The sequence below is a fragment of the Cohaesibacter marisflavi genome (assembly GCF_900115225.1).
Taxonomy (GTDB): Bacteria; Pseudomonadota; Alphaproteobacteria; order Rhizobiales; family Cohaesibacteraceae; genus Cohaesibacter; species Cohaesibacter marisflavi.
In genome coordinates this window covers 22733-41766 of sequence record NZ_FOVR01000008.1, presented here as the reverse complement: position 1 = coordinate 41766, position 19034 = coordinate 22733, and the positions used below count along the sequence as shown (strand labels likewise).

At 53.0% G+C, this 19034-nt stretch carries 15 protein-coding genes; 12 read left to right on the top strand and 3 right to left on the bottom strand.

Annotation, left to right across the window (positions count from 1 at the left end; translation table 11 throughout):
• Positions 1 to 15: 15 nt before the first annotated feature.
• Positions 16 to 1767 carry a type I secretion system permease/ATPase gene (locus tag BM258_RS14765; RefSeq protein ID WP_139229286.1) on the top strand — a complete coding sequence of 584 codons (1752 nt, stop codon included), beginning with the start codon at positions 16 to 18 and terminating at the stop codon, positions 1765 to 1767.
• 38 nt (positions 1768 to 1805) lie between these two features.
• Positions 1806 to 3122 (top strand): HlyD family type I secretion periplasmic adaptor subunit, encoded by a 1317-nt coding sequence (locus tag BM258_RS14760; RefSeq protein ID WP_090073580.1) that lies wholly within the window; start codon positions 1806 to 1808, stop codon positions 3120 to 3122.
• Positions 3123 to 3240: 118 nt separating this feature from the next.
• Here BM258_RS14760 and BM258_RS14755 read toward each other — a convergent pair whose 3' ends face one another.
• Positions 3241 to 3900 carry an RraA family protein gene (locus BM258_RS14755; RefSeq protein ID WP_175528082.1) on the bottom strand — a complete coding sequence of 220 codons (660 nt, stop codon included), beginning with the start codon at positions 3898 to 3900 and terminating at the stop codon, positions 3241 to 3243.
• Positions 3893 to 4678 (bottom strand): FadR/GntR family transcriptional regulator, encoded by a 786-nt coding sequence (locus BM258_RS14750; protein WP_090073575.1) that lies wholly within the window; start codon positions 4676 to 4678, stop codon positions 3893 to 3895. The genes BM258_RS14755 and BM258_RS14750 overlap by 8 nt, the downstream gene beginning before the upstream one ends.
• 139 nt (positions 4679 to 4817) lie before the next feature.
• Between BM258_RS14750 and BM258_RS14745 the strand changes: the two genes are divergently transcribed.
• The 5 genes from BM258_RS14745 (at position 4818) to BM258_RS14725 (ending at position 10456) form a co-directional block, all read left to right on the top strand.
• Positions 4818 to 5795, top strand: a complete 978-nt coding sequence (locus BM258_RS14745) for a Bug family tripartite tricarboxylate transporter substrate binding protein (RefSeq protein WP_090073574.1) — start codon at positions 4818 to 4820, stop codon at positions 5793 to 5795.
• 21 nt (positions 5796 to 5816) lie between these two features.
• On the top strand, positions 5817 to 6290 hold the full coding sequence (locus BM258_RS14740; protein WP_090073572.1) for a tripartite tricarboxylate transporter TctB family protein: 474 nt from the start codon (positions 5817 to 5819) through the stop codon (positions 6288 to 6290).
• A complete protein-coding gene (locus tag BM258_RS14735) occupies positions 6287 to 7852 on the top strand; it encodes a tripartite tricarboxylate transporter permease (protein ID WP_090073570.1) in 1566 nt (521 codons plus the stop codon). The genes BM258_RS14740 and BM258_RS14735 overlap by 4 nt, the downstream gene beginning before the upstream one ends.
• Before the next feature lie 70 nt (positions 7853 to 7922).
• On the top strand, positions 7923 to 8741 hold the full coding sequence (locus BM258_RS14730) for an SDR family oxidoreductase (RefSeq protein WP_090073569.1): 819 nt from the start codon (positions 7923 to 7925) through the stop codon (positions 8739 to 8741).
• 122 nt (positions 8742 to 8863) lie between these two features.
• Positions 8864 to 10456 (top strand): fucose isomerase, encoded by a 1593-nt coding sequence (locus BM258_RS14725; protein ID WP_090073567.1) that lies wholly within the window; start codon positions 8864 to 8866, stop codon positions 10454 to 10456.
• A 194-nt stretch (positions 10457 to 10650) separates the two neighbouring features.
• On the opposite strand, the gene BM258_RS14720 is transcribed toward BM258_RS14725, so the two are convergent.
• Positions 10651 to 12456 (bottom strand): beta strand repeat-containing protein, encoded by a 1806-nt coding sequence (locus BM258_RS14720; protein WP_090073566.1) that lies wholly within the window; start codon positions 12454 to 12456, stop codon positions 10651 to 10653.
• A gap of 944 nt (positions 12457 to 13400) precedes the next feature.
• On the opposite strand from BM258_RS14720, the gene BM258_RS14710 reads away from it, so the two are divergent.
• From BM258_RS14710 to BM258_RS14690, 5 genes are all read left to right on the top strand, one after another.
• Complete coding sequence (locus BM258_RS14710) at positions 13401 to 14468, top strand: ROK family protein (protein ID WP_090073562.1); 1068 nt, start codon at positions 13401 to 13403, stop codon at positions 14466 to 14468.
• Between the two features lie 82 nt (positions 14469 to 14550).
• On the top strand, positions 14551 to 15306 hold the full coding sequence (locus BM258_RS14705; RefSeq protein WP_090073560.1) for an ABC transporter permease: 756 nt from the start codon (positions 14551 to 14553) through the stop codon (positions 15304 to 15306).
• On the top strand, positions 15306 to 16088 hold the full coding sequence (locus tag BM258_RS14700; RefSeq protein WP_175528096.1) for an ABC transporter ATP-binding protein: 783 nt from the start codon (positions 15306 to 15308) through the stop codon (positions 16086 to 16088). Before BM258_RS14705 ends, BM258_RS14700 begins: the two co-directional genes overlap by 1 nt.
• An 87-nt stretch (positions 16089 to 16175) precedes the next feature.
• Entirely contained in the window at positions 16176 to 17087 is a 912-nt protein-coding gene (locus BM258_RS14695) for an aliphatic sulfonate ABC transporter substrate-binding protein (protein ID WP_090073795.1), read from the top strand.
• Between the two features lie 113 nt (positions 17088 to 17200).
• Positions 17201 to 18745 (top strand): sulfatase family protein, encoded by a 1545-nt coding sequence (locus BM258_RS14690; RefSeq protein WP_090073556.1) that lies wholly within the window; start codon positions 17201 to 17203, stop codon positions 18743 to 18745.
• The last annotated feature ends 289 nt before the right edge of the window (positions 18746 to 19034 follow it).

Below are 19034 nucleotides of genomic sequence, written 5' to 3'. Positions count from 1 at the left end.
AAAAAGCAGGTGAATGTGACGATATCAGCTTCACAAAACAATCCGGTCGGGGTTGGTATTGTCCTTCGCTTCGGAGTTTGGCTGTTGGTCTTCTCGATCTCAGCCAATCTTCTCTTGCTGGCCATGCCTATCTATCTTTCCCAGATCTATGATCGGGTTTTGCCAAGTGACGGGCTGGATACACTGCTCTATCTCACCCTGTTGATCCTGTTTTGTATCGGGCTTTTCAGCATTTTCGAAATTCTGCGCCGCACGGTGGCCCAGAAGCTCAGCGTCCATTATGAATTGCGCACCAAATCGGCGCTACTTGAGCATGGAGTGAAGAATCGGGAGATAGATCGCACGCGCCTTGCTTCCCTGCTCAATGACGTCACCACGGTGCGTCAGTTCCTTTCGGGGCGCGGCCTCTTCAGCATCTTCGACTTGCCCTTTGTCCCGATTTTTCTCGCCATTCTCTTTTTTGTCCATCCTTGGATCGGAGCCGTCGCAAGCCTGGGCGCCTTAATTCTGCTCTTTTTGGCGCTTGGCAACGAATTGATGGCCTCTCGGCATCAACACAACACATCCCGCCTATACCAGCAATCCACGGCGAAAAGCTCGGAAATTCTGCGGCATCTGGATGATGTTTGCGCCATGGGCATGGGCAAGGCCCAACTGAATAGATGGCAGCGAACTATTGTCGATGCTGTCTATTCCTCCAATGAGCTCTCCGCAGTCAACGGCGTCTTTTTCGGTCTTGTCCGCTTTGCCAGACAGGCCATTCAGATCATGATTCTGGGATGTTCGGCCTATCTGGTCATGTCCGAGCATCTCTCGGCGGGCCTGATCTTTGCGTCCAGCATCATCTCGGGCCGCGCGCTGATGCCGATCGAACAATTTGTCGGCAGCTACAAACAATTGACCGCCGCGAGCGTGGCTAACAATCGCCTCAAGCACTGGTTTAACGGCACACAAGATGCAAGCAACATGCCCGCACCGCTGACCCTGCCAGAGATCAAGGGCTATCTTCGCAGTGACAATGTCAGCCTCGTGCCGCCCGGTGCGACATCAGACAAGGCACTGCTGAGAGGTATTTCCTTTGAAGTGGAGCCGGGCGAGGTCATCGCCATTGTCGGCTCCAGCGGGGCAGGCAAAAGCACCTTAATGCGCGTTCTGGCCTCGGTTATTCGCCCCAGCATGGGAAAAGTCTCCATTGATGGCTTCGAACTGGAGCAATGGGATCCCGAACAATTGGGTGCTGAGATCGGCTATGCCGGACAGGAAAGCGACTTTTTTCACGGCACAGTGGCCGAGAATATCGCTCGCTTCAATCCCGATGCCAGCGATGAGGCTATCGTCAACGCCGCTCTGAATGCCGGTGCGCACGAATTTATCGGCAGTTTGCCGCAGGGCTACAACACCAATCTCGATACCGTATCCTTCAACCTGTCGGGCGGACAAAAACAGCGCATCAATTTGGCTCGCGCCTTTTTTGGCGATCCGCAAATTCTTCTACTCGATGAACCCGATGCGCACCTGGACAAGGAAGGCGAACGGGCGTTGGTCGCCGCCATCGCAAATGCCCGCGCCCGTGGCAAAACAGTTTTGTTCGTGACCCAACGCATGCATCTGGTCAACTCAGCCAACAAGGTGCTGATTGTTGATAATGGCATGGTCGTTAAATTCGGTCCGCGAGAAGCCTTGATGGCACCGCGCGATACAAACAGGAAAACGGAAGCCATAGAGGACAAATCCAGCCAGAAAACGCTCGAAAACACGGACCACTAGAAAGGGTTACCCGCTTTGGAAAGGAACGGGGCTGAAGCATGAATATGATCGACTATGAGAAAGAGATCCAATCCCTAAGCACTTTCAGGGCTCTGAAGGTGTTTGGCGGCGTGGTCATTTTTCTCTTCTTCGGCGTATTCTGCGTCTGGGCCGGATATGCCCCCCTTGAAGGAGCAATTATCGCCCGTGGCACCATAACCAAAGAAGGGCGCACGCAGGTGGTGGCCCATGAACGCGGCGGCGTGGTGCAGAGCATTGCTGTTGACGAAGGCCAGCATGTGGAAGAGGGGCAGTTGCTGCTGTCCATCGAAGACAGCGAGAAAAAGGCCGAGTTGGCAAAGCTGGAAACACGCATGGCCTATAGCGCCATCAAGGAACTGCGGCTTGAAGCAGAAGAGCAGCGAGGCACATTCGACACAGATACCCTTCCGGCAAAGCTGGAGCAATATGCGAATCTGGCGGCGTTCGATCGTTTGGTGCAAGATCAGGAAAAGCAGTTCACCACACGGCAGCGCCTGAAAAATCGAGAACGATCCGTACTACAGGAACAAAAGGCAATTCTTGAACAACAGCTGACGGGCTCTCAGGCCGAACTCAAGGCATTGGACGACTGGCGCAAAATTCTGCAAGAGCAGGTGGAAATGCGCGAAATCCTGATGAAAAAGGGCGTCGTCAGTAAAGTAGCCTACCAGAACACCTTGAAGGAATTCGCCGAAGTCGAAACCGACTATCAGAAGCTGAAAACACAAACGGAATCCTTGCCCATCCAGATGTCCGAAATCGACCAGCGGCTCAAGCAGCTCGTCGACCAGTTCAATGAAGCAGTCTCGCGTGAATTGGCAGAGCTGCGCTCTGAAAAGCTGGCACTGGCCAACGAACTGCAAGCCGCGCGCAAGGCGGTCGATCGGGTCGCTCTGCAATCCCCCGCAAGCGGGACCATAGACAAATTGCATGTCAACACCATTGGCAGCGCCATCGCAGCCTATCAGCCGTTGGTGGAGATCGTGCCGGATCAGAAGCGCCTGCAAATCGAAGTCGAGGTGCGCCCGGCAGATATCGATCAGGTCAGGGTAGGGCAGAATGCCAGATTGTCCCTGAGCGCCTTTGATCCAGCCGAATTTCCAGCAGCTAACGGACGGGTGGTTTTCATTTCACCGGACAGACGCATAAACCAGAGGACCCAACGGCCCTATTTTGTCGTGCGTCTGGAGCTTTTGCCCGAACAGGACACGGAGCTGCCCGATCTTGTTCCTGGCATGCCGGTGGAAGCCTTTCTGGAAACAGGCACCCGCACATTCTTCCAGATGGTGTTCGAGCCAGTCACAAAAAGCATGCAACGCTCGTTTAAATCCTAGATGTCCAACAGCGTAAAACCGAAAGGGGAAACAAAAAAGCCGGGCCTGTTATGGTCCGGCATGAAGATCCTGCAGTTTGTTTGCGGGGACATTTTCTAGATTTTTAGGGAGGTTAGCCTTAAACGGGCCAGATCTGCTGAAGCTTTTCTCCAGCAAGAATACGATCGCGAGCCTTGGCTTCCTGCTCACCCAAAGCATCAGCCTGATCGGCAACAGCCTTGACATGTTCCTTGGGAATAACCACCAGACCATCGATATCACCAAAGATGATATCTCCGGGTTTCACGGTAGCCTTGCCGATCTGCAGGGCAACCTGACTTTCTACCGGCTCTTTCTTGCCTGTCACACCAATCGGGCTTGGTGCTGTGCCAAAGAGCGGATAGCCAAGGGTGCGTACCTGAGCAAGATCGCGCACGGTACCGTTGACCACGGTCGCAACTGCGCCGGAGGTTTTCGCGCCTGTGCTCATCAGCTCCCCTGAGCAGGAACCCGGAGCACAAGAGGCATCACACACCATCACAGCCCCTTTGGGCGCATTATCAATGGCATTATGGTAGACATCCTGTGGCTCACCCTTGCGATCAGAAGGAGCAAACAGCACCGTTACGGCGGGGCCGCAAACCACATCACCAGCCTCCAGAGCGCCGAGCAGGGAGATCCCTTCCAGACATCCCCAAAGCCCCAGTGCTTCCATGCTGTCATGGATATCGCCTGAGTACCATTTTTTCAGACGCTCGATAGCCTCCCAATCGGTGTCCGAATAATCGAATTTATCCATTTTCATCCTCATTCTTGGATTGTTTCAAGTTCGATTGCTCTATGGCCTGACGCAGATAATCCGCACTCGTGTCAATTTGCGCACGAATGCGCTCCTTGGCACCAGCCTTGTCCCGCCGATAGATCTGATCATAAATCTCTGCATGTTCCTTGTAGGCTTCGCTGAGAGACTTGATGGGAACACGGCTGGTCACGTGGATCACGTCATTGATCAGGCCAGAAAAATTGTCATAGATATGCATCAGGATCTGGTTGCCGGTGGCATGCACCAGTTCAAGGTGAAAAGACGCATCGGCATCAACAAACCCGTTGAAGTCCTTCTGCTTGACGGCCTTGCGCATGGCCTCGAGCGCCGCTTCGACCTTGGGCATCTTGGGCAATTCACCGTCGGTGAGGATTTCCAACACCTCCGACTCGATCATGCGACGCACACTCATCAACTGAAGCAGATAGTCGGGATCGGAATAGAACTGCTGTCTGACAGTCACCGCGAGCGCGTCCAGATAATTGTTCACATCGTCGCGCACCACCTCGGTTCGTTCGCCATGGCGGCGTTGAACCAACCCCTTTACTTCTAATTCCTGTATGGCTTCGCGCACCGCACGGGTAGAGACGCCGAATTCACGCGCAATGGCGCTTTCCGACTCCAGTCGGTCTCCCACCTTGAGTTCGCCATTCAGAATGCGGCTCTCGATCACCGAGGAAACCGCAGAATGCAGCCGTCCACGCCTGCGCAGGGGCATTCGAAGGTCTTCGTCTGTTGCTGGTTCCATAACCATTTATTCACCACCATCCTGTCTATGGTATATTGACAATACTTATGTCATGAGTCATAAGTCAAGTGTTATCTGCACTACCCGTTTCCCCTATCTATAGGGAAAATACGGACATAGCATTAGATCTAAGGGAGGAAAGATCATGAAACATTCAATCAAACAGATTTTCCGTGCCTCTGTTGCCACACTGGCAGTTTTTGCTGCCGTGGGAGGAGCCCAGGCAGCTTGGCCGGAACGCGCTGTTACAATCATCGTTCCCTGGTCCGCCGGTGGTGGCACCGACGCAACGGCACGCATGGTTGCCGCTGACCTGCAGGAGCATTTCGGACAGCCGTTCAACGTGGTAAACCGCACCGGTGGTGGTGGTCTTGTCGGGCATGCAGCTATTGGCAATGCAAAGGCTGATGGCTATACGCTGGGCGTTATCACCATTGAGAGCACCATGTATGAAAGCCAGGGTCTGCCGGGCGTCACACCTGATGATTTCGACTATATCGGTCGCTACAATGCTGATGCCATTGGCATCAACGTCTCTACCAAAGCCGATTATGGGTCTGTTCAGGATCTGATCGAAGCGGTCAAGGCAAATCCGGGCAAGATTACGGCTTCGGGTGCCAACCGTGGTGGTCTGTCTCACCTAGCCTGGGCAGGTTTGCTCAACACGCTTGACATCAGCCCAGAGGCCAGCAACTGGGTCGCATCCGCAGGCTCCGCACCAGCCATGCAGCAGCTTGCAGCCGGTGCCATTGATGTCGTTTCCACATCTCCGGCCGAAGCCCGTTCTCTGGTTGAAGCTGGCGAAGTGAAAACCCTTGCCCTGATTTCGGGCGAGAAGAGCGAGCTTTTCCCTGACCTGCCAACCACTGACGAAGCTTTTGGCATCAAATGGTCTCCAATGCCTTTCCGCGGCCTTGCCGGACCTGACGGCATGCCCAAGGAAGTGGTTGAACAGCTTTCTGCTGCTCTGAAGGACATCACTGAAGACAAGGAATTCAGGGACTTCATGAAGTCTCGTGGTTTCTCTGTGGCCTATCAGGATGCTGCAACCTTCAAAGACACCGTTATGGCTGCCCGTACCGGCCTTGCCGAAACCATGAAAGCTGTCGGCCTCGCCAAATAAAGCTGCGGCGGAGAGATACTCATGCGAATTTCTGACCGGGTATCCGGCCCTGCGATCCTGCTCTTCGGAGCGGCGGTAATTTGGGGGGCTACCAAGCTCCCCTCTGTTCCCGGCGTAAGGTTTGGTGCCGATCTCATGCCGACCCTGATCGGGGTCGGCCTCATCTGCCTGGGGCTGTCGATTTTCATCGGCAGTCTCTCCGTCAAGGTGCCTGTCCGGATCCTTGATCTGTCCGAATGGGACGTTCCCTTGCGCAACAAGTTGGCAGCCATCTGGAGTCTCGCTGGCCTTGTGATTGGCGGTTTGCTTTTCGAGCAAGTCGGCTTTCCGCTCATGGGGATCATCTATATGGCGGTGCTCATGACGCTAATGGGAACAAAGCCAAAGGTAACGGCGCTTGTTTCGATCCTCGTGGTCGGCGCTCTATATATCGGTTTCTCCAAGGGGCTTCTTGTTCCCTTGCCGATCGGCCTTTTGGGAGGGCTTCTTCCATGACGGCAGACATCCTCTATCACTCTCTTGGCATGATCCTCGACCCTGTCGTGCTCTTGTCCATTCTTCTGGGGGCTGTATATGGCTTGTTCATCGGCGCACTGCCGGGACTGACGGCCACTATGTCGACTGCGCTTCTGGTGCCGATCACCTTCTACATGGATCCGTTGCCAGCCATTGCCTTGATCGTGGCAAGCACAGCGATGGCTATTTCTGCGGGCGACATTCCCGGCACCTTGTTACGCATTCCCGGCACGCCGGCCTCAGCAGCCTACACCGATGAATCCTACCAGATGACCGTGAAAGGCAAGGCCAGTCAGGCTCTGTCGCTGGGCTTCTTCTTTTCTGCAATTGGCGGTTTGTTCGGTGCGACCGTTCTGCTGTTGACCGGCCCGCTGTTGGCGCGAATCTCCCTCAATTTCTCAAGCTTCGAGTTTTTCTGGCTTGCAGTTCTTGGCCTTCTCACATGCGCTCTTGTGAGCGGCAGTAATGTCGCACGCGGCTTTGTATCCCTGATGCTCGGCCTGCTCATTGCCACTGTCGGCCTTGATGTGACGACAGGGGCCCCGCGCTTTACCTTTGGCCAGATCGAACTGATGGGCGGCGTTTCCTTCATTCCCGTGATGATCGGCATGTTCGCCTTCTCCGAAATCTTGCGAGGCTTTACCACCAACAAGATAGGCGAGGGCACGATGCCTCAGCTTGGCCGTATCGTGCCGTTTAAAGGCATTGGCGAGTTGTTGCGCAAATATCCGTTCTCGGCCATTCGCGGCGCTACGCTTGGCACCACGGTCGGGGCTCTGCCCGGCGTTGGTGGCGATTTGGCAGCCTGGATCGCCTATGGCATGAGCCGTCGCTTTTCCCGCACACCGGAGAAATATGGCACAGGCCACCCCGAAGGTCTGATCGAAGCAACTTCATCCAACAATGCAGGCCTTTCAAGTGCCTGGATTCCGGCCCTTGTGTTCGGCATTCCCGGAGATGCGGTGACAGCCATTGCTGTGGGCGTGCTGTTCATGAAGGGGGTTGCCCCCGGTCCCCGCTTGTTCGTTGAAAACCCGACCATGCCAACGGCCATCATCATGACCTTCTTCGCCTCGAACCTGCTGCTTTTCCCGCTTGGTTTCATTGCGATCAAGGTTGCGCGTCACGTGCTTTCCATCCCTCGCTCGGTCATCGTGCCAATCATCCTGATCTGTTGTTTCCTTGGCTCTTATGCCGTTAACAACACCCTGTTCGGGGTCTGGATCATGCTCATTGCGGGGATCGTGGGCTATCTGATGGAGCGCAACGGCTTTCCAATTGCTCCGGTCATTCTGGGCCTCGTGCTGGGCCCTGTGCTGGAACGCAATTTCATCATGTCAATGCAGATTTCAGGTGGCAACCTGCTCGGCTTTTTCCAACGCCCCATTGCCTGCGGGCTCGGGGTCGTTATCTGCACCATCTTTATTTTCGTCTTGCTCAAATCGATCCGCAGTTGGTTGACCGGAGCGTCAGCCCGCAGACGAGAGGATCTTCTGACAAATGCCGAAAATGTGGCCAAGAGCCGCAGCGGCGATCACTGATCAGACCAGACACATCGAACAACGCCTCAACAGGCGGCTGTTCGGACACAGAATATGAAAGGAACACACTATGTATAATCCGTTTTCCGTTGAAGGACGCATCGCAATCGTCACAGGTGGTCTGGGCCAGATTGGCACCCAGATTTCAACCACGCTCGCACAGGCTGGGGCAAAAGTGGCGATCTATTCCCGTCGTCCTTTCTCCGCTGAGCAGATCGCCGAAAAATTCCCCGGCCTTGAAGACAACATCAAGGTCTATGAAGCCAGCGTCACCGACAAGGATGCTCTGGAAGCTGCCACCGACCAATTGATCAAGGATTGGGGTGTCCCTGATATCCTCGTCAACAATGCTGGCATCGATTCCAAACCAGATGGCGATGCAGACCAGAACGCGCCATTTGAAGTCTATCCAAAGAAATACTGGGACGACATCATCGAGACCAACCTGACCGGCGTCATGCTGACCTCACAGGTCGTCGGCTCCAAGATGGCCGAAGCAGGGAAGGGGTCCATCATCAACATCGGTTCGATGTATGGCATGGTGTCTCCCAATCAGGCACTCTATGCCTATCGTGAAGAACGCGATGGCAAACCTTTCATCAAGGCCATCTCCTATGCTGCTTCCAAGTCGGGCCTCATCAACATGACACGCTATCTTGCCACCTACTGGGCTAAGAAAGGCGTGCGCGTCAATCTGGTCACTTATGGCGGCGTAAAGACCGGTTCCTTCGACAAGGAATTCATCGATGCCTTCCTCGAACGCGTTCCGATGGGCCGTCAGGCCGATATCGGCGAATTCAGCCCGATCATCCATTTCCTTGGCTCGGAGGCTTCGTCCTATATGACTGGCGCTAACCTCGTGCTGGATGGCGGTTTCACCAGTTGGTAATTTCTCGACCCAGTCGAGACCAAGAGATCTTCCCTGATCTATTAAACTTGGATCTGTGAAACAGGCTATCGACGGGGTCATCTCGCCGGTAGCCCGAGTTCTTTTGAGAGGAGAATTGAAACATGACGCGTATTGCACTGGTTGTAAGCGGTGATCTGCGCGAAAGCGCGAATACCACCTGCTGGCCTGCCCAGAAAGCAATGGAGGAGACGCTGACCGCAGTTCTGGCCAAGATGGGCCATGAAGTCTGGCGCGCCCACCCGATAAAACCCGAAGGGCACGGCTTCATTTCATCCCAGCGCGAGGGCATGGATGTCTTTGCCGGGATCGACCCCGACATGCCTTTGATCGTTGCAGAATCCGTTTGGCAATATAGTCATCATGTGCTGCCCGGTTTGCTGTCCCATCGCGGGCCGATCCTCACCCTTGCCAACTGGTCAGGGCAATATCCGGGCCTTGTCGGCTTGCTGAATCTCAATGGATCGCTCACAAAGGCCGGCGTTGCCTATTCCACGCTCTGGAGCCGTGATTTTGACGATAGCTTCTTCCTTGAAGGCCTCAAGAGCTGGTTGAATACTGGCAAGATCGACCATGACCAATCTCATGTGAAGGATTTTGATCCGGCAGCAATCGATGCCAAGACTTCCAGTCTCGCCCAGCAGATCGCCAATGAATGGCGCCAGAAGAAACTGATCATGGGTGTGTTCGATGAGGGATGCATGGGCATGTATAATGCGATCATCCCTGATGAACTGCTGATGCCCATGGGCATTTTCAAAGAGCGCCTATCGCAATCCGCGCTCTATTATGCTGCAACTCAGGTTCCTCTGGAAGAAGGCCGTGCGGCCTACCAATGGATGGTCGAGAAAGGCATGACCTTCCATTTCGGCTCAGATCCCAAAACCGAGTTAACTGAAGGGCAGGTGATTGACCAGTGCCGGATGTATATTGCAGCAGTCCGCCTTGCCGACCAGTTCGGCTGCTCGGCCATTGGCATTCAATATCAGCAGGGCCTCAAGGATCTCTGGCCGGCTTCCGACCTTGTTGAAGGCATGCTCAACAACTCCGAACGTCCGCCCGTCGCGCGCGCAGACGGCAGCATCATCCGTGACGGACAGCCAATCGTACATTTCAACGAAGTGGACGAATGTGCCGCGCTCGACGCCCTGATGATCAACCGGGCTCACGCAGAGCTGAACCAACCGGTCGAGACCACCTTACACGATATTCGCTGGGGTGACGTTGATGAATCCGGCACCGTCAATGATTTCGTCTGGGTCTTCGAGATTTCCGGAGCAGCTCCAGCTGCGCATCATCCTGGCGGATGGGCCGGATCAGAGAGCTATCGCCAGCCAGCCATGTTCTTCCCGGCTGGGGGCGGAACGCTCAAAGGCTACGCCAAACCGGGCGACATTGTCTGGAGCCGCGTATTCGTTGAAGGGGGTGCCCTGCATATGGATATCGGACGTGGCACGGCGCATGAATTGCCCGAAAGCGAATGCGAACGGCGCAGCAAGGCAACCGACTATCCATGGCCGATCATGAATGCGACCCTTAGCGGCATTGATCGCGATCTGATGATGGGACGGCACAAGGCCAACCATATTCAGGTAGCCTATGTCGATGACGAAGATGCAGCACGCCGCGTCATCGCACTGCGCTCGGCTCTTGCCCATGACCTTGGCATCAAAGTCTGCCATTGCGGCGATATCTGAGCGGCTGCAAGTCGCTCCCAGCATACAAGCAAACTGTGAAGAGGGGAGGTGCGCTCATTGCGCATCTCTTTTTCGTTTGGCCAAGAGGTCTTGCACAAAGGCACCTAAAGGCAACAATCAAGCATACAGACACAAAAAGAGCTGGGCCAATTGGCCCAGCTCACTTCTGTTTTCTGATAAGCGCTCAGTAGAAATTACTGAGAAATGCCAACATTGTTGTTCGACCCGCTCTGGGTGACAATAGATGTATTGCCAGCGCCATTTTGGTAGATGGCGACTTCGTTATAATCCCCACCGGAGATATCAACCGTCGAGTTGTTGTCATCACCCTCTTGGAGCATAGCAACCAGACTGTTGTTGCTATCGATAGTAAAGCTGGCAATGTTGTTTATACCATGCTGCGTAAGCTGACCGGAGGACAAAGAGGCAGCCCCTGCTACCGAGCTTGCAACACCCGAGAAGATCCCGGTGTCTCCGTTGCTATCGCCTGTGACAGTCAAGGTGAGGGAGTTATTGTCCGGAAAGCTGAAAGCACTATTCCCGATTTGCTTAACATCGAAATCGTTAAAGCTACCAGTTACATTAACAGTTGCTGTGCTGTACGAGCTGTTGCTCTGAAGAGACACAATCTCGTTGCTATCACCCTCAATGGATATTTTGGTATCGCTGTATCTGGTGTGGCCGTTTGCCTGAGAAGCGTTGACCGTATTTCTTCCGCCGTCAACATCCACCACCAGATTGTTATGCTGCGCACTGTTTTTCTGCACAGTGTTCACATAGTTGGCATCACCATCAATATAGGTCGAAGCGGTGTTCGCAACAGATGCCTGATAGGTGCGACTGTAGTTGAGATCGCCCAATATCGTTGTTTCCGCTTCCAGACCATTGCCACCTTGTAAAACAATGACTTCGTTGTTCGGCCCGGCGCCGATCGCACTGGATGTAATGCTCACTTTTGCATTGTGCCGAATGGTGGATGCACCGCTCTGAGAAACATATACATCGTTATAGTCACCGGCATAAACCACGATGTCCGCGTCCGCTCCGTCCTTCTGGCTAAGAGAGATCAGGTTGCCATTGCTGCTGTTAGATGTCTCACCCAATGAGATGGTACCGACATTGTTGCCCCAGCCGGTCTGGCTGACGCCCACATTGTTGTCGTCGCCTTTGATCTTATTGATAGTCAGGCTGTTGGCGTCGTTCGGATCCCCAGTGGTCTGCACAACACCAAGCTCGTTGCGATCGCCCTGAAGCTGCAACGCTTGCAGCGAGTTAGAGCCACCATTTACATTTTCCTGAGTGACACCAAACTGGTTGTCATTCCCGTTGATGGTCAGCTTTGCTTCATTGTTGCTACCTGACTGGGAAATTTCGCTCGAGATCGCACCGGCCCCCAGAGCATAGCCGCTCAGACTGCCAGCAGTGCCGTTGCTGTTGCCATCAATATATACATTGACAGTATTTACATCGGTCTGCACATTCGCGTCATTGGTCTGGCTAACAGTGTCAATCGTGTTACCAGCACCTTTCATAACCAGCTTGGCAACATTTTTGCCGCTAACGGTCGTCGTCTGAGCAACAGTGTTCACTTTGTTTCCATCACCGACGCCTTGCTCGATTTTCAGAAAGTTCTTGCCATACGCGCCTGACGCTGTGTTTTCATCCTGCAGAATAGAACCAACACTGTTGCCATTGGAGGTTTGCTCAATCTGCGCGGTGTTATTGCTACCAACCTGATCAAAGCCGCTACCGACAAGCCCGATTTCGTTGCTATCGCCGCTTTGCGTAACTGTTAAAGTATTTTTGTTTCCAACTTGCGAAGCTGCATCGGCAGAACTGCCAAGCGTATTGTTTTCTCCACTCGATTGATCGAGTGAAACGCTGTTTGCATCGCCTGTTTGTTCAACAAAAGCCTCATTTCCACCCGCAGCATAAGCATAACCAACTGACAGCAGTCCCATGGCAGTCGCAGCTAGAAGACCAAAACGAATTTTGTTCATTTTAATTCTCCAAATAGAATACTCAAAAATTGCCACCAGTCATTACATCCAGGCAGCACAACACACCGCTTAGGTATAAACACCTAAAAAATACACGGCCCCGTTGCAGTATTTACCTTTCATTAACTCGCAACGTCAACAAATTGTTTAAAATATTAAATATATTGTAAACAAATGTGATGTACTGGTTAATTTTCGAACTAGAGCAAACTGCACACGCCATAGATACGTTATTTTTCAAATCTAATTTTGTGCAAGCACGGTCAGGCGAAATTGGTAATTTTATCAAGAGACTAGCTTATTCAGCATCTCAATGCGGAAATCAAAAATCAGGAAATGAATTTAGGGCACGTATAGACAGAACCGTCGTGGTAGCCCAAGGCAAAATGTCAGAACGAGAATTCAGACATCGCAAATCTGATCGATGAACCTGAAGCAAACCAGTCTTCATTCAAACGTTTCTGCGATTTTATTCCGCAATATCGACATATCCGGAAAATGCGACGACAAATCCGGCACAGCTTCTTCCTTCACGTTGGAAGATTTGACCGACAGGCAACGCCTGCATCATCGAGGTGCTCAGACACCACGGCAGCACAATAGCCGCGTTGAGTGATGGACTTGACAGCTTCAATCTTGAATTCTTTTGAGAAATGGAAACTAGGCGTCGCAGACTCCTTGCCTCATTTTCTGGATACATGGTGTCTTCAATTCCAAGGACAATCCACTTTGCTTTTGTCAGGCAGTTATTCGCTGTTATCAGAGCATGTACTGGTTGAACAACTTGACAATCTCAACTTAATTAGTTAACTAACTTAGTAAACTAATTAGAGAGTGGGACTATCTTGCAAACAACAGCCGGAAAAATTCTTACTGTTTTGCGTGACCAGGGGCCTTGTTCAAGGGCTGATTTGGCTCGAACGATCGGTTTATCAACGGCAGCGATGTCGAAATTTGCAGCAGAATTGCTGAATGCAGATATCGTGCGCGAGATCGATGCGACGGGCAGGCAAGCCGTAGGGCGCCCTTCCATCGATCTGGCGCTAAACCCGGGAACCTTTTTGATGATCGGCGCTCATATTACCATCGGCCGTGTCGAAATCGTTTTGACCGACAGCTTGATGACAATATTTGAGAGCGACCATTTCGAATTTGATCTGGAAATCAAAGTCGATGATCTCATCGCGAACCTGGCTGGAAAGATTGATGCATTGATCGCGAAAAGCGGGTTTCAGCGGAGCCGCTTTCGGGGGGTAGGCCTTACAGTCCCCGGCGCCGTTGATGACGATGGCCGCGTCAATCTATTTTCCGTCTTTTCTCAATGGAGCAACATCGCCTTTGCCGATCTTCTTGAAGAACAACTGAACTTACCTGTGACATTGGAGCATAATGCCGCAGCCATTGCGCTTGCAGAGTCCCGCTTTGGAGCGGGACGGGACAAAGAGCGCGTACTGTATGTCTATATGGGTGGTGGCATCGGTGCGGGGATCACCTATTCCCGAGAAAGAAGCAATAGCTTGAGGCGCTGTCGCCAAGTTGAACTTGGACATATCGTTGTAAACCCACACGGGGCTCACTGCCGTTGTGGTAAAGACGGATGCCTTGAAACCCTGTTTTCTGAAGGGCCATTGCTGAAGTCACTAGGGTGCCCGTCGGTTCCAGAAGAAGGCTTGATCAAAGCTTTGATGCAAACGGACATCTGGTTGGCGCGGTATGAGCACTTTCTTCAAATTCTGGCAACATCAAGCATTCTTCTGCTTCCAGACATGATCGTTCTTGGAGGGCATTTTGGCACGGCTCCGGACGCGTTTTTCAAAAAGTTGGAACGGGATCTTACACCGCGTGTGACCGTACCCCAACATCGTGCCCAATTAAGTGTCGTGCGCACGTCTTACCTGGACGAAGCAGGAGCCGTGGGGGCGGCTTGTGCCGGACTGGAGCAATTTATCTATGGGGATCCGCTTTTGGCACATGGCCGATCACGGCAGGGCCGAGAGAGCCGCGGGGGGTAGGAGCGCGGCGCACTGTAATTAGTCACATAGGGAGGAACAGGTGACGAAAACGGACAAGAACAAGAGGTCAATCTTTGTGAGGATGGACAAACTCGCAACAATCGGCCTTGGTATTATCTCATTCATTCTCGGCATTGGCTTGTGGTGGTTTGCCACATATGTCGGGTCAACCAACCTTCCCAGTCCTATCGATGTTGTCATCCGTTGCTTTGAGCTGGCGGGAAATGGCCAGTTGTTCGTTGACATTTTTGCCTCGATGCGCCGCGTGCTCATTGGCTTCTTGCTAGGGGTTTCGATTGCGGTTCCCATCGGCTTTTTGATGGGGTGGTATCGATTGGCAAGGGGACTCATAGAACCCTGGATCCAGTTTTTTCGAGTGATTCCGCCGCTTGCGATCATTCCTCTGGCAATCGTAACGATGGGGATCGATGAAACTCCGAAAATCTTCGTTATCTTTCTGGCGGCTTTTCTTTCCTCAGTTGTGGCTACCTTTCAGGGTGTCGTCAACGTTGACCGGACCTATATAAATGCGGCCCGCGTGTTGGGAGCGTCCGACTGGGTAATCTTCCGCTCTGTTGTCGTTCCTGCCTCAACGCCGTTCATTCTCGTAGGATTTAGAATCGGGCTTGGTTCTGCATGGGCTACCGTTGTGGCAGCCGAATTGATCGCCGCACAATCAGGGCTGGGGTTCCGGATGCAGCAGGCGCAGCTCTACTACGACCTTCCCACCATTTTTGTCAGCCTTGTTGCCATTGGCATATTGGGCCTCATCATGGATCGTCTGGTTGGGCGAGCCGATGAATATCTAACCCGGTGGCAAGAAAAGGGGACCGCATGATGGCCCAGCCAGAACCCAAGATTATATTCAGGCATGTCAACAAGATCTTTGGAGAAGGGCCGGGAGCTTTTCAGGCAGTGAAAGACTTCAGTCTGGACATTGCCGAAGGCGAAATCGTGACCGTAGTAGGCCCCTCCGGGTGCGGCAAGTCGACAGTGATGAATATCGCCGCAGGGCTTATTCCGCTCACCGATGGTGAATGCCTTGTGCATGGGCGTGAAGTGAAAGGACCGGGACCTGATCGAGGTGTTATCTTCCAGCAATATGCTCTCTTCCCGTGGTTGACTGTGCGCAAGAATGTGGAGTTCGGCTTGAAGCTGAAAGGCATCAAGCCGGAAGAAAGGCGGACGTTGGCCGAACACTATATCGAGATGGTTGGCCTGTCCGACTTCGCGGACTCTCTGCCCAAAATGCTCTCGGGCGGCATGAAGCAGCGCTGTGCAATTGCTCGCGCTTACGCTGTTGATCCTGAAGTCTTGCTAATGGACGAACCATTTGGCGCACTGGATGCTCTGACGAGAGTGCGCCTTCAAGAACAATTGCTTGAAACCTGGTCCCAGGACAAACGCACAATCATGTTCATCACCCACGATGTGGATGAAGCGGTCTATTTGGCCAATCGCGTCATTGTCATGGCCGCCCGGCCCGGACGGCTGAGCAAGATAATTAAAGTGAATCTGCCCTATCCCCGCACAGATGAAATCCGGCTTTCGGAGGAGTTTATAAGAATCCGGAACGAAGTCTGGCGAGGTGTCTATAGCCGCGGGGCAGATGCAGCTTAACCAAGGAGGAGAAAACAGATGGCTATTACCAAACGGACACTGGTCAAAGCTTTGGGAACAGGAATATTCGGGGTCTCGCTGGGGATCATGACCGGCGCTGCGTCCAGCGCCGATGCCGACAATATTCGCATGGGCTATATTGCAGACTATTTCGGAACCAGCATGGCTGCAATAGCAACCGAAAAGGGCCTGTGGGAGAAGCATGGTCTCAAGGCAGACTTGAAAGTCTTCACCAACGGACCGATACAGGTTCAGGCTCTTGGAGCCGGATCACTGGATTTTGCCTATATCGGACCAGGAGCGCTTTGGCTTCCCGCTTCAGGCAAAGCCAAAATCATCGCAGTCAATGCGCTCGGCTACACAGACCGTGTAATTGCCCAGCCGGGAATTGAAACGATTGCCGACCTAAAAGGTAAGAAAGTAGGCGTGCCAGAAGGCACATCTGGCGACATGCTGCTGCGTCTCGCGCTTGAGCGGGCGGGCCTGACGCTTGACGACATCGAAGTAGTCAGAATGGATCCCAGCACCATAGTAACCGCCTTTGGCTCCGGTCAGGTAGATGCAGCCGGTATCTGGTATCCCTTTGTAGAGGTCATTCGGAACCGTATTCCAGACATGAATGAACTCACCTCCAACGAAGACTTTTTCCCTGATGTGGCATTCCCGTCCAGCTTTATCGTCAGCGACGCCATGAGCGGCAATGCCGCTGTGGTCAAGAAGGTCAATGCGGTTATCAAAGAGGCATTGGATTTTCGTCGCGACAATATGAATGAAGCTGTGGCGATTACAGCCAAGTTCCTGAATGTGCCCGAAGGTCCGCTTGCCAAGGAAGCCAAGCTAGCCAAGCTACCAAGCAGCAAGGAACTGGAAGACCTGACCAGAGACGGCAAGGTGGATGCCTGGTTTGATACGCTGGCCCGGCTATATGCCGATTTCGGCAAGATCAAAGATCCTCTACCGGCAAAGGACTTCTATTTGTCGGATCTCTACGCTGAATAATCTTTCATGACCGGCCGCACCGGCTTTCGCCGGTGCGGCCCTTGGTGAACCTGATTACACCATCGGGGCGGGCAGCCCTCTGCTATGCCCGTTGAAAGAAAAGGAACAAAACAATGCGCCCCAACATTATATTTGTCATGTCCGATGACCATGCCAGCCGAGCGATATCAGCCTATGGTGGCGGTCTGAACCATACGCCGCATCTTGACCGGTTGGCCAATGAGGGTATGCGCCACGATGCAGTGTATGTCACGAATTCCATTTGCACCCCTAGTCGCGCAGCCATATTGACGGGCACCTATAATCACGTCAACTGCGTTACAACGCTGGACACGCACATAGACAATCGCCTCCCCAATGTAGCCAAGCATCTGCGTAGCAGCGGCTATCGCACAGGCATGTTTGGCAAATGGCATTTGGGCGAAGGTAAAGAACATGAGCCAACGGGGTTTGACGAGTGGGCAGTTGTGCCTGGCCAGGGGGACTATTGGGACCCGATGTTCATCCATCCCGAAGGGGAGCGGCGCCATCCGGGCTATGCAACAGATCTTATCATGGACATGTCACTCGACTTCATCGAGCGCTGCGGTGATGAGCCATTTTTCCTGATGTGTCACAACAAGGCGCCACATCGGAACTTCCAGCCTCATCCGCGTTATGATCATCTTTGGGCGGACGAAGACCTGCCGCTGCCGGAAACATTCAATGATGACTATGCCAATCGCGCAGCCGCAGCCGAGGCGGCGCAAATGCGCATCAAATCAGACATGACCTACGAAGATCTCGGTCTGGTGCAGCCGGAAGGACCGGCAGAGCAGGTTGGGGAGTTGGTGACGGACTATTGGCCACAGCGAAAGATCCCTGAATTGGCTCAAGGCGAAACCATTACCGTCATCGACCAGAAGACGGGTGAAAATATCACCTTTGATGATCCGCAGGCATTCGCCGAATTCAGATATCAGCGTTATATGAAACGATATCTGCGCACAATCCAGGCTATTGATGACAATGTCGGGCGATTGCTTGACTATCTCGATAAGACCGGCAAGGCAGAAAACACGATCGTGATCTACACGTCCGATCAGGGCTTCTTTCTTGGCGAGCACGGCTGGTTCGACAAACGCTTCATGTATGAAGAATCTCTCCAGATGCCGTTCCTTGTTCGCTATCCGGCAGCCATCAAACCGGGCAGCGTCAGTTCTGATATTGCCAGCAATGTAGATTTTGCTCCAACCTTCCTTGATTTTGCGGGCCTTCCGGTGCCCAGCTATATGCAAGGGACCTCGATGCGCCCTGTTTTGGAAGGCAAAACGCCGGATAACTGGGATCAGTTGGCCTATCATCGCTATTGGATGCACAATGACGAGATCCATCATGCCTACGCCCATTATGGTATCCGTGATCCCCGTTACAAGCTGATTTATTGGTACAACAAGGATCTTGGACAGATTGGGGCACGCCCAAATGATGCGCCACCTGAATGGGAGCTGTTTGATTGCGAAAAAGACCCGTTCGAGCTCACCAATCTTGCCGATGACCCTGCCTATGCAGAAATATTCAGCACGATGCTATCGAAGCTGGATCACAAGATGGCCGATATCGGCGATGTTCCCGAGCATTGCAGCGAGGAGGTTCGCGCTGCCTTGTCCTCTCTTTGAGAAGAGACCGATTGTTGTCCCCCTGGTGCATTCCTTTGCTGGTCTTGGCTCAGTCAAGTCTGGCGAAGGGACGACGCCCGATACCAAACATAGCAAGCAAGGAATCAATCCCATGCGTTTGGGTTCCTTTATCCGGCACTTGATTGCCCTTTATAAAAAGCACTATCAACCAGAGAAGCATTATATGCGAGGTCCCGGCCCAGCGTGTAAGTCTACCAAAGGCCCCAGATCTGATTAAGAGCTTGCGAAGAGATCTCCGCTCTCTTTGCGTTCAAGTTTCAATCTGAAA

Bases quoted from the DNA above. Each gene is read 5' to 3' on its own strand.
- BM258_RS14735 (WP_090073570.1), top strand. From the start codon at position 6,287: ATGACGGCAGACATCCTCTATCACTCTCTTGGCATGATCCTCGACCCT.
- BM258_RS14700 (WP_175528096.1), top strand. From the start codon at position 15,306: ATGGCCCAGCCAGAACCCAAGATTATATTCAGGCATGTCAACAAGATC.
- BM258_RS14740 (WP_090073572.1), top strand. From the start codon at position 5,817: ATGCGAATTTCTGACCGGGTATCCGGCCCTGCGATCCTGCTCTTCGGA.
- BM258_RS14750 (WP_090073575.1), bottom strand. From the start codon at position 4,678: ATGGTTATGGAACCAGCAACAGACGAAGACCTTCGAATGCCCCTGCGC.
- BM258_RS14755 (WP_175528082.1), bottom strand. From the start codon at position 3,900: ATGGATAAATTCGATTATTCGGACACCGATTGGGAGGCTATCGAGCGT.
- BM258_RS14705 (WP_090073560.1), top strand. From the start codon at position 14,551: ATGGACAAACTCGCAACAATCGGCCTTGGTATTATCTCATTCATTCTC.
- BM258_RS14710 (WP_090073562.1), top strand. From the start codon at position 13,401: ATGTCGAAATTTGCAGCAGAATTGCTGAATGCAGATATCGTGCGCGAG.
- BM258_RS14745 (WP_090073574.1), top strand. From the start codon at position 4,818: ATGAAACATTCAATCAAACAGATTTTCCGTGCCTCTGTTGCCACACTG.
- BM258_RS14730 (WP_090073569.1), top strand. From the start codon at position 7,923: ATGTATAATCCGTTTTCCGTTGAAGGACGCATCGCAATCGTCACAGGT.
- BM258_RS14760 (WP_090073580.1), top strand. From the start codon at position 1,806: ATGAATATGATCGACTATGAGAAAGAGATCCAATCCCTAAGCACTTTC.
- BM258_RS14725 (WP_090073567.1), top strand. From the start codon at position 8,864: ATGACGCGTATTGCACTGGTTGTAAGCGGTGATCTGCGCGAAAGCGCG.
- BM258_RS14690 (WP_090073556.1), top strand. From the start codon at position 17,201: ATGCGCCCCAACATTATATTTGTCATGTCCGATGACCATGCCAGCCGA.
- BM258_RS14695 (WP_090073795.1), top strand. From the start codon at position 16,176: ATGACCGGCGCTGCGTCCAGCGCCGATGCCGACAATATTCGCATGGGC.
- BM258_RS14720 (WP_090073566.1), bottom strand. From the start codon at position 12,456: ATGAACAAAATTCGTTTTGGTCTTCTAGCTGCGACTGCCATGGGACTG.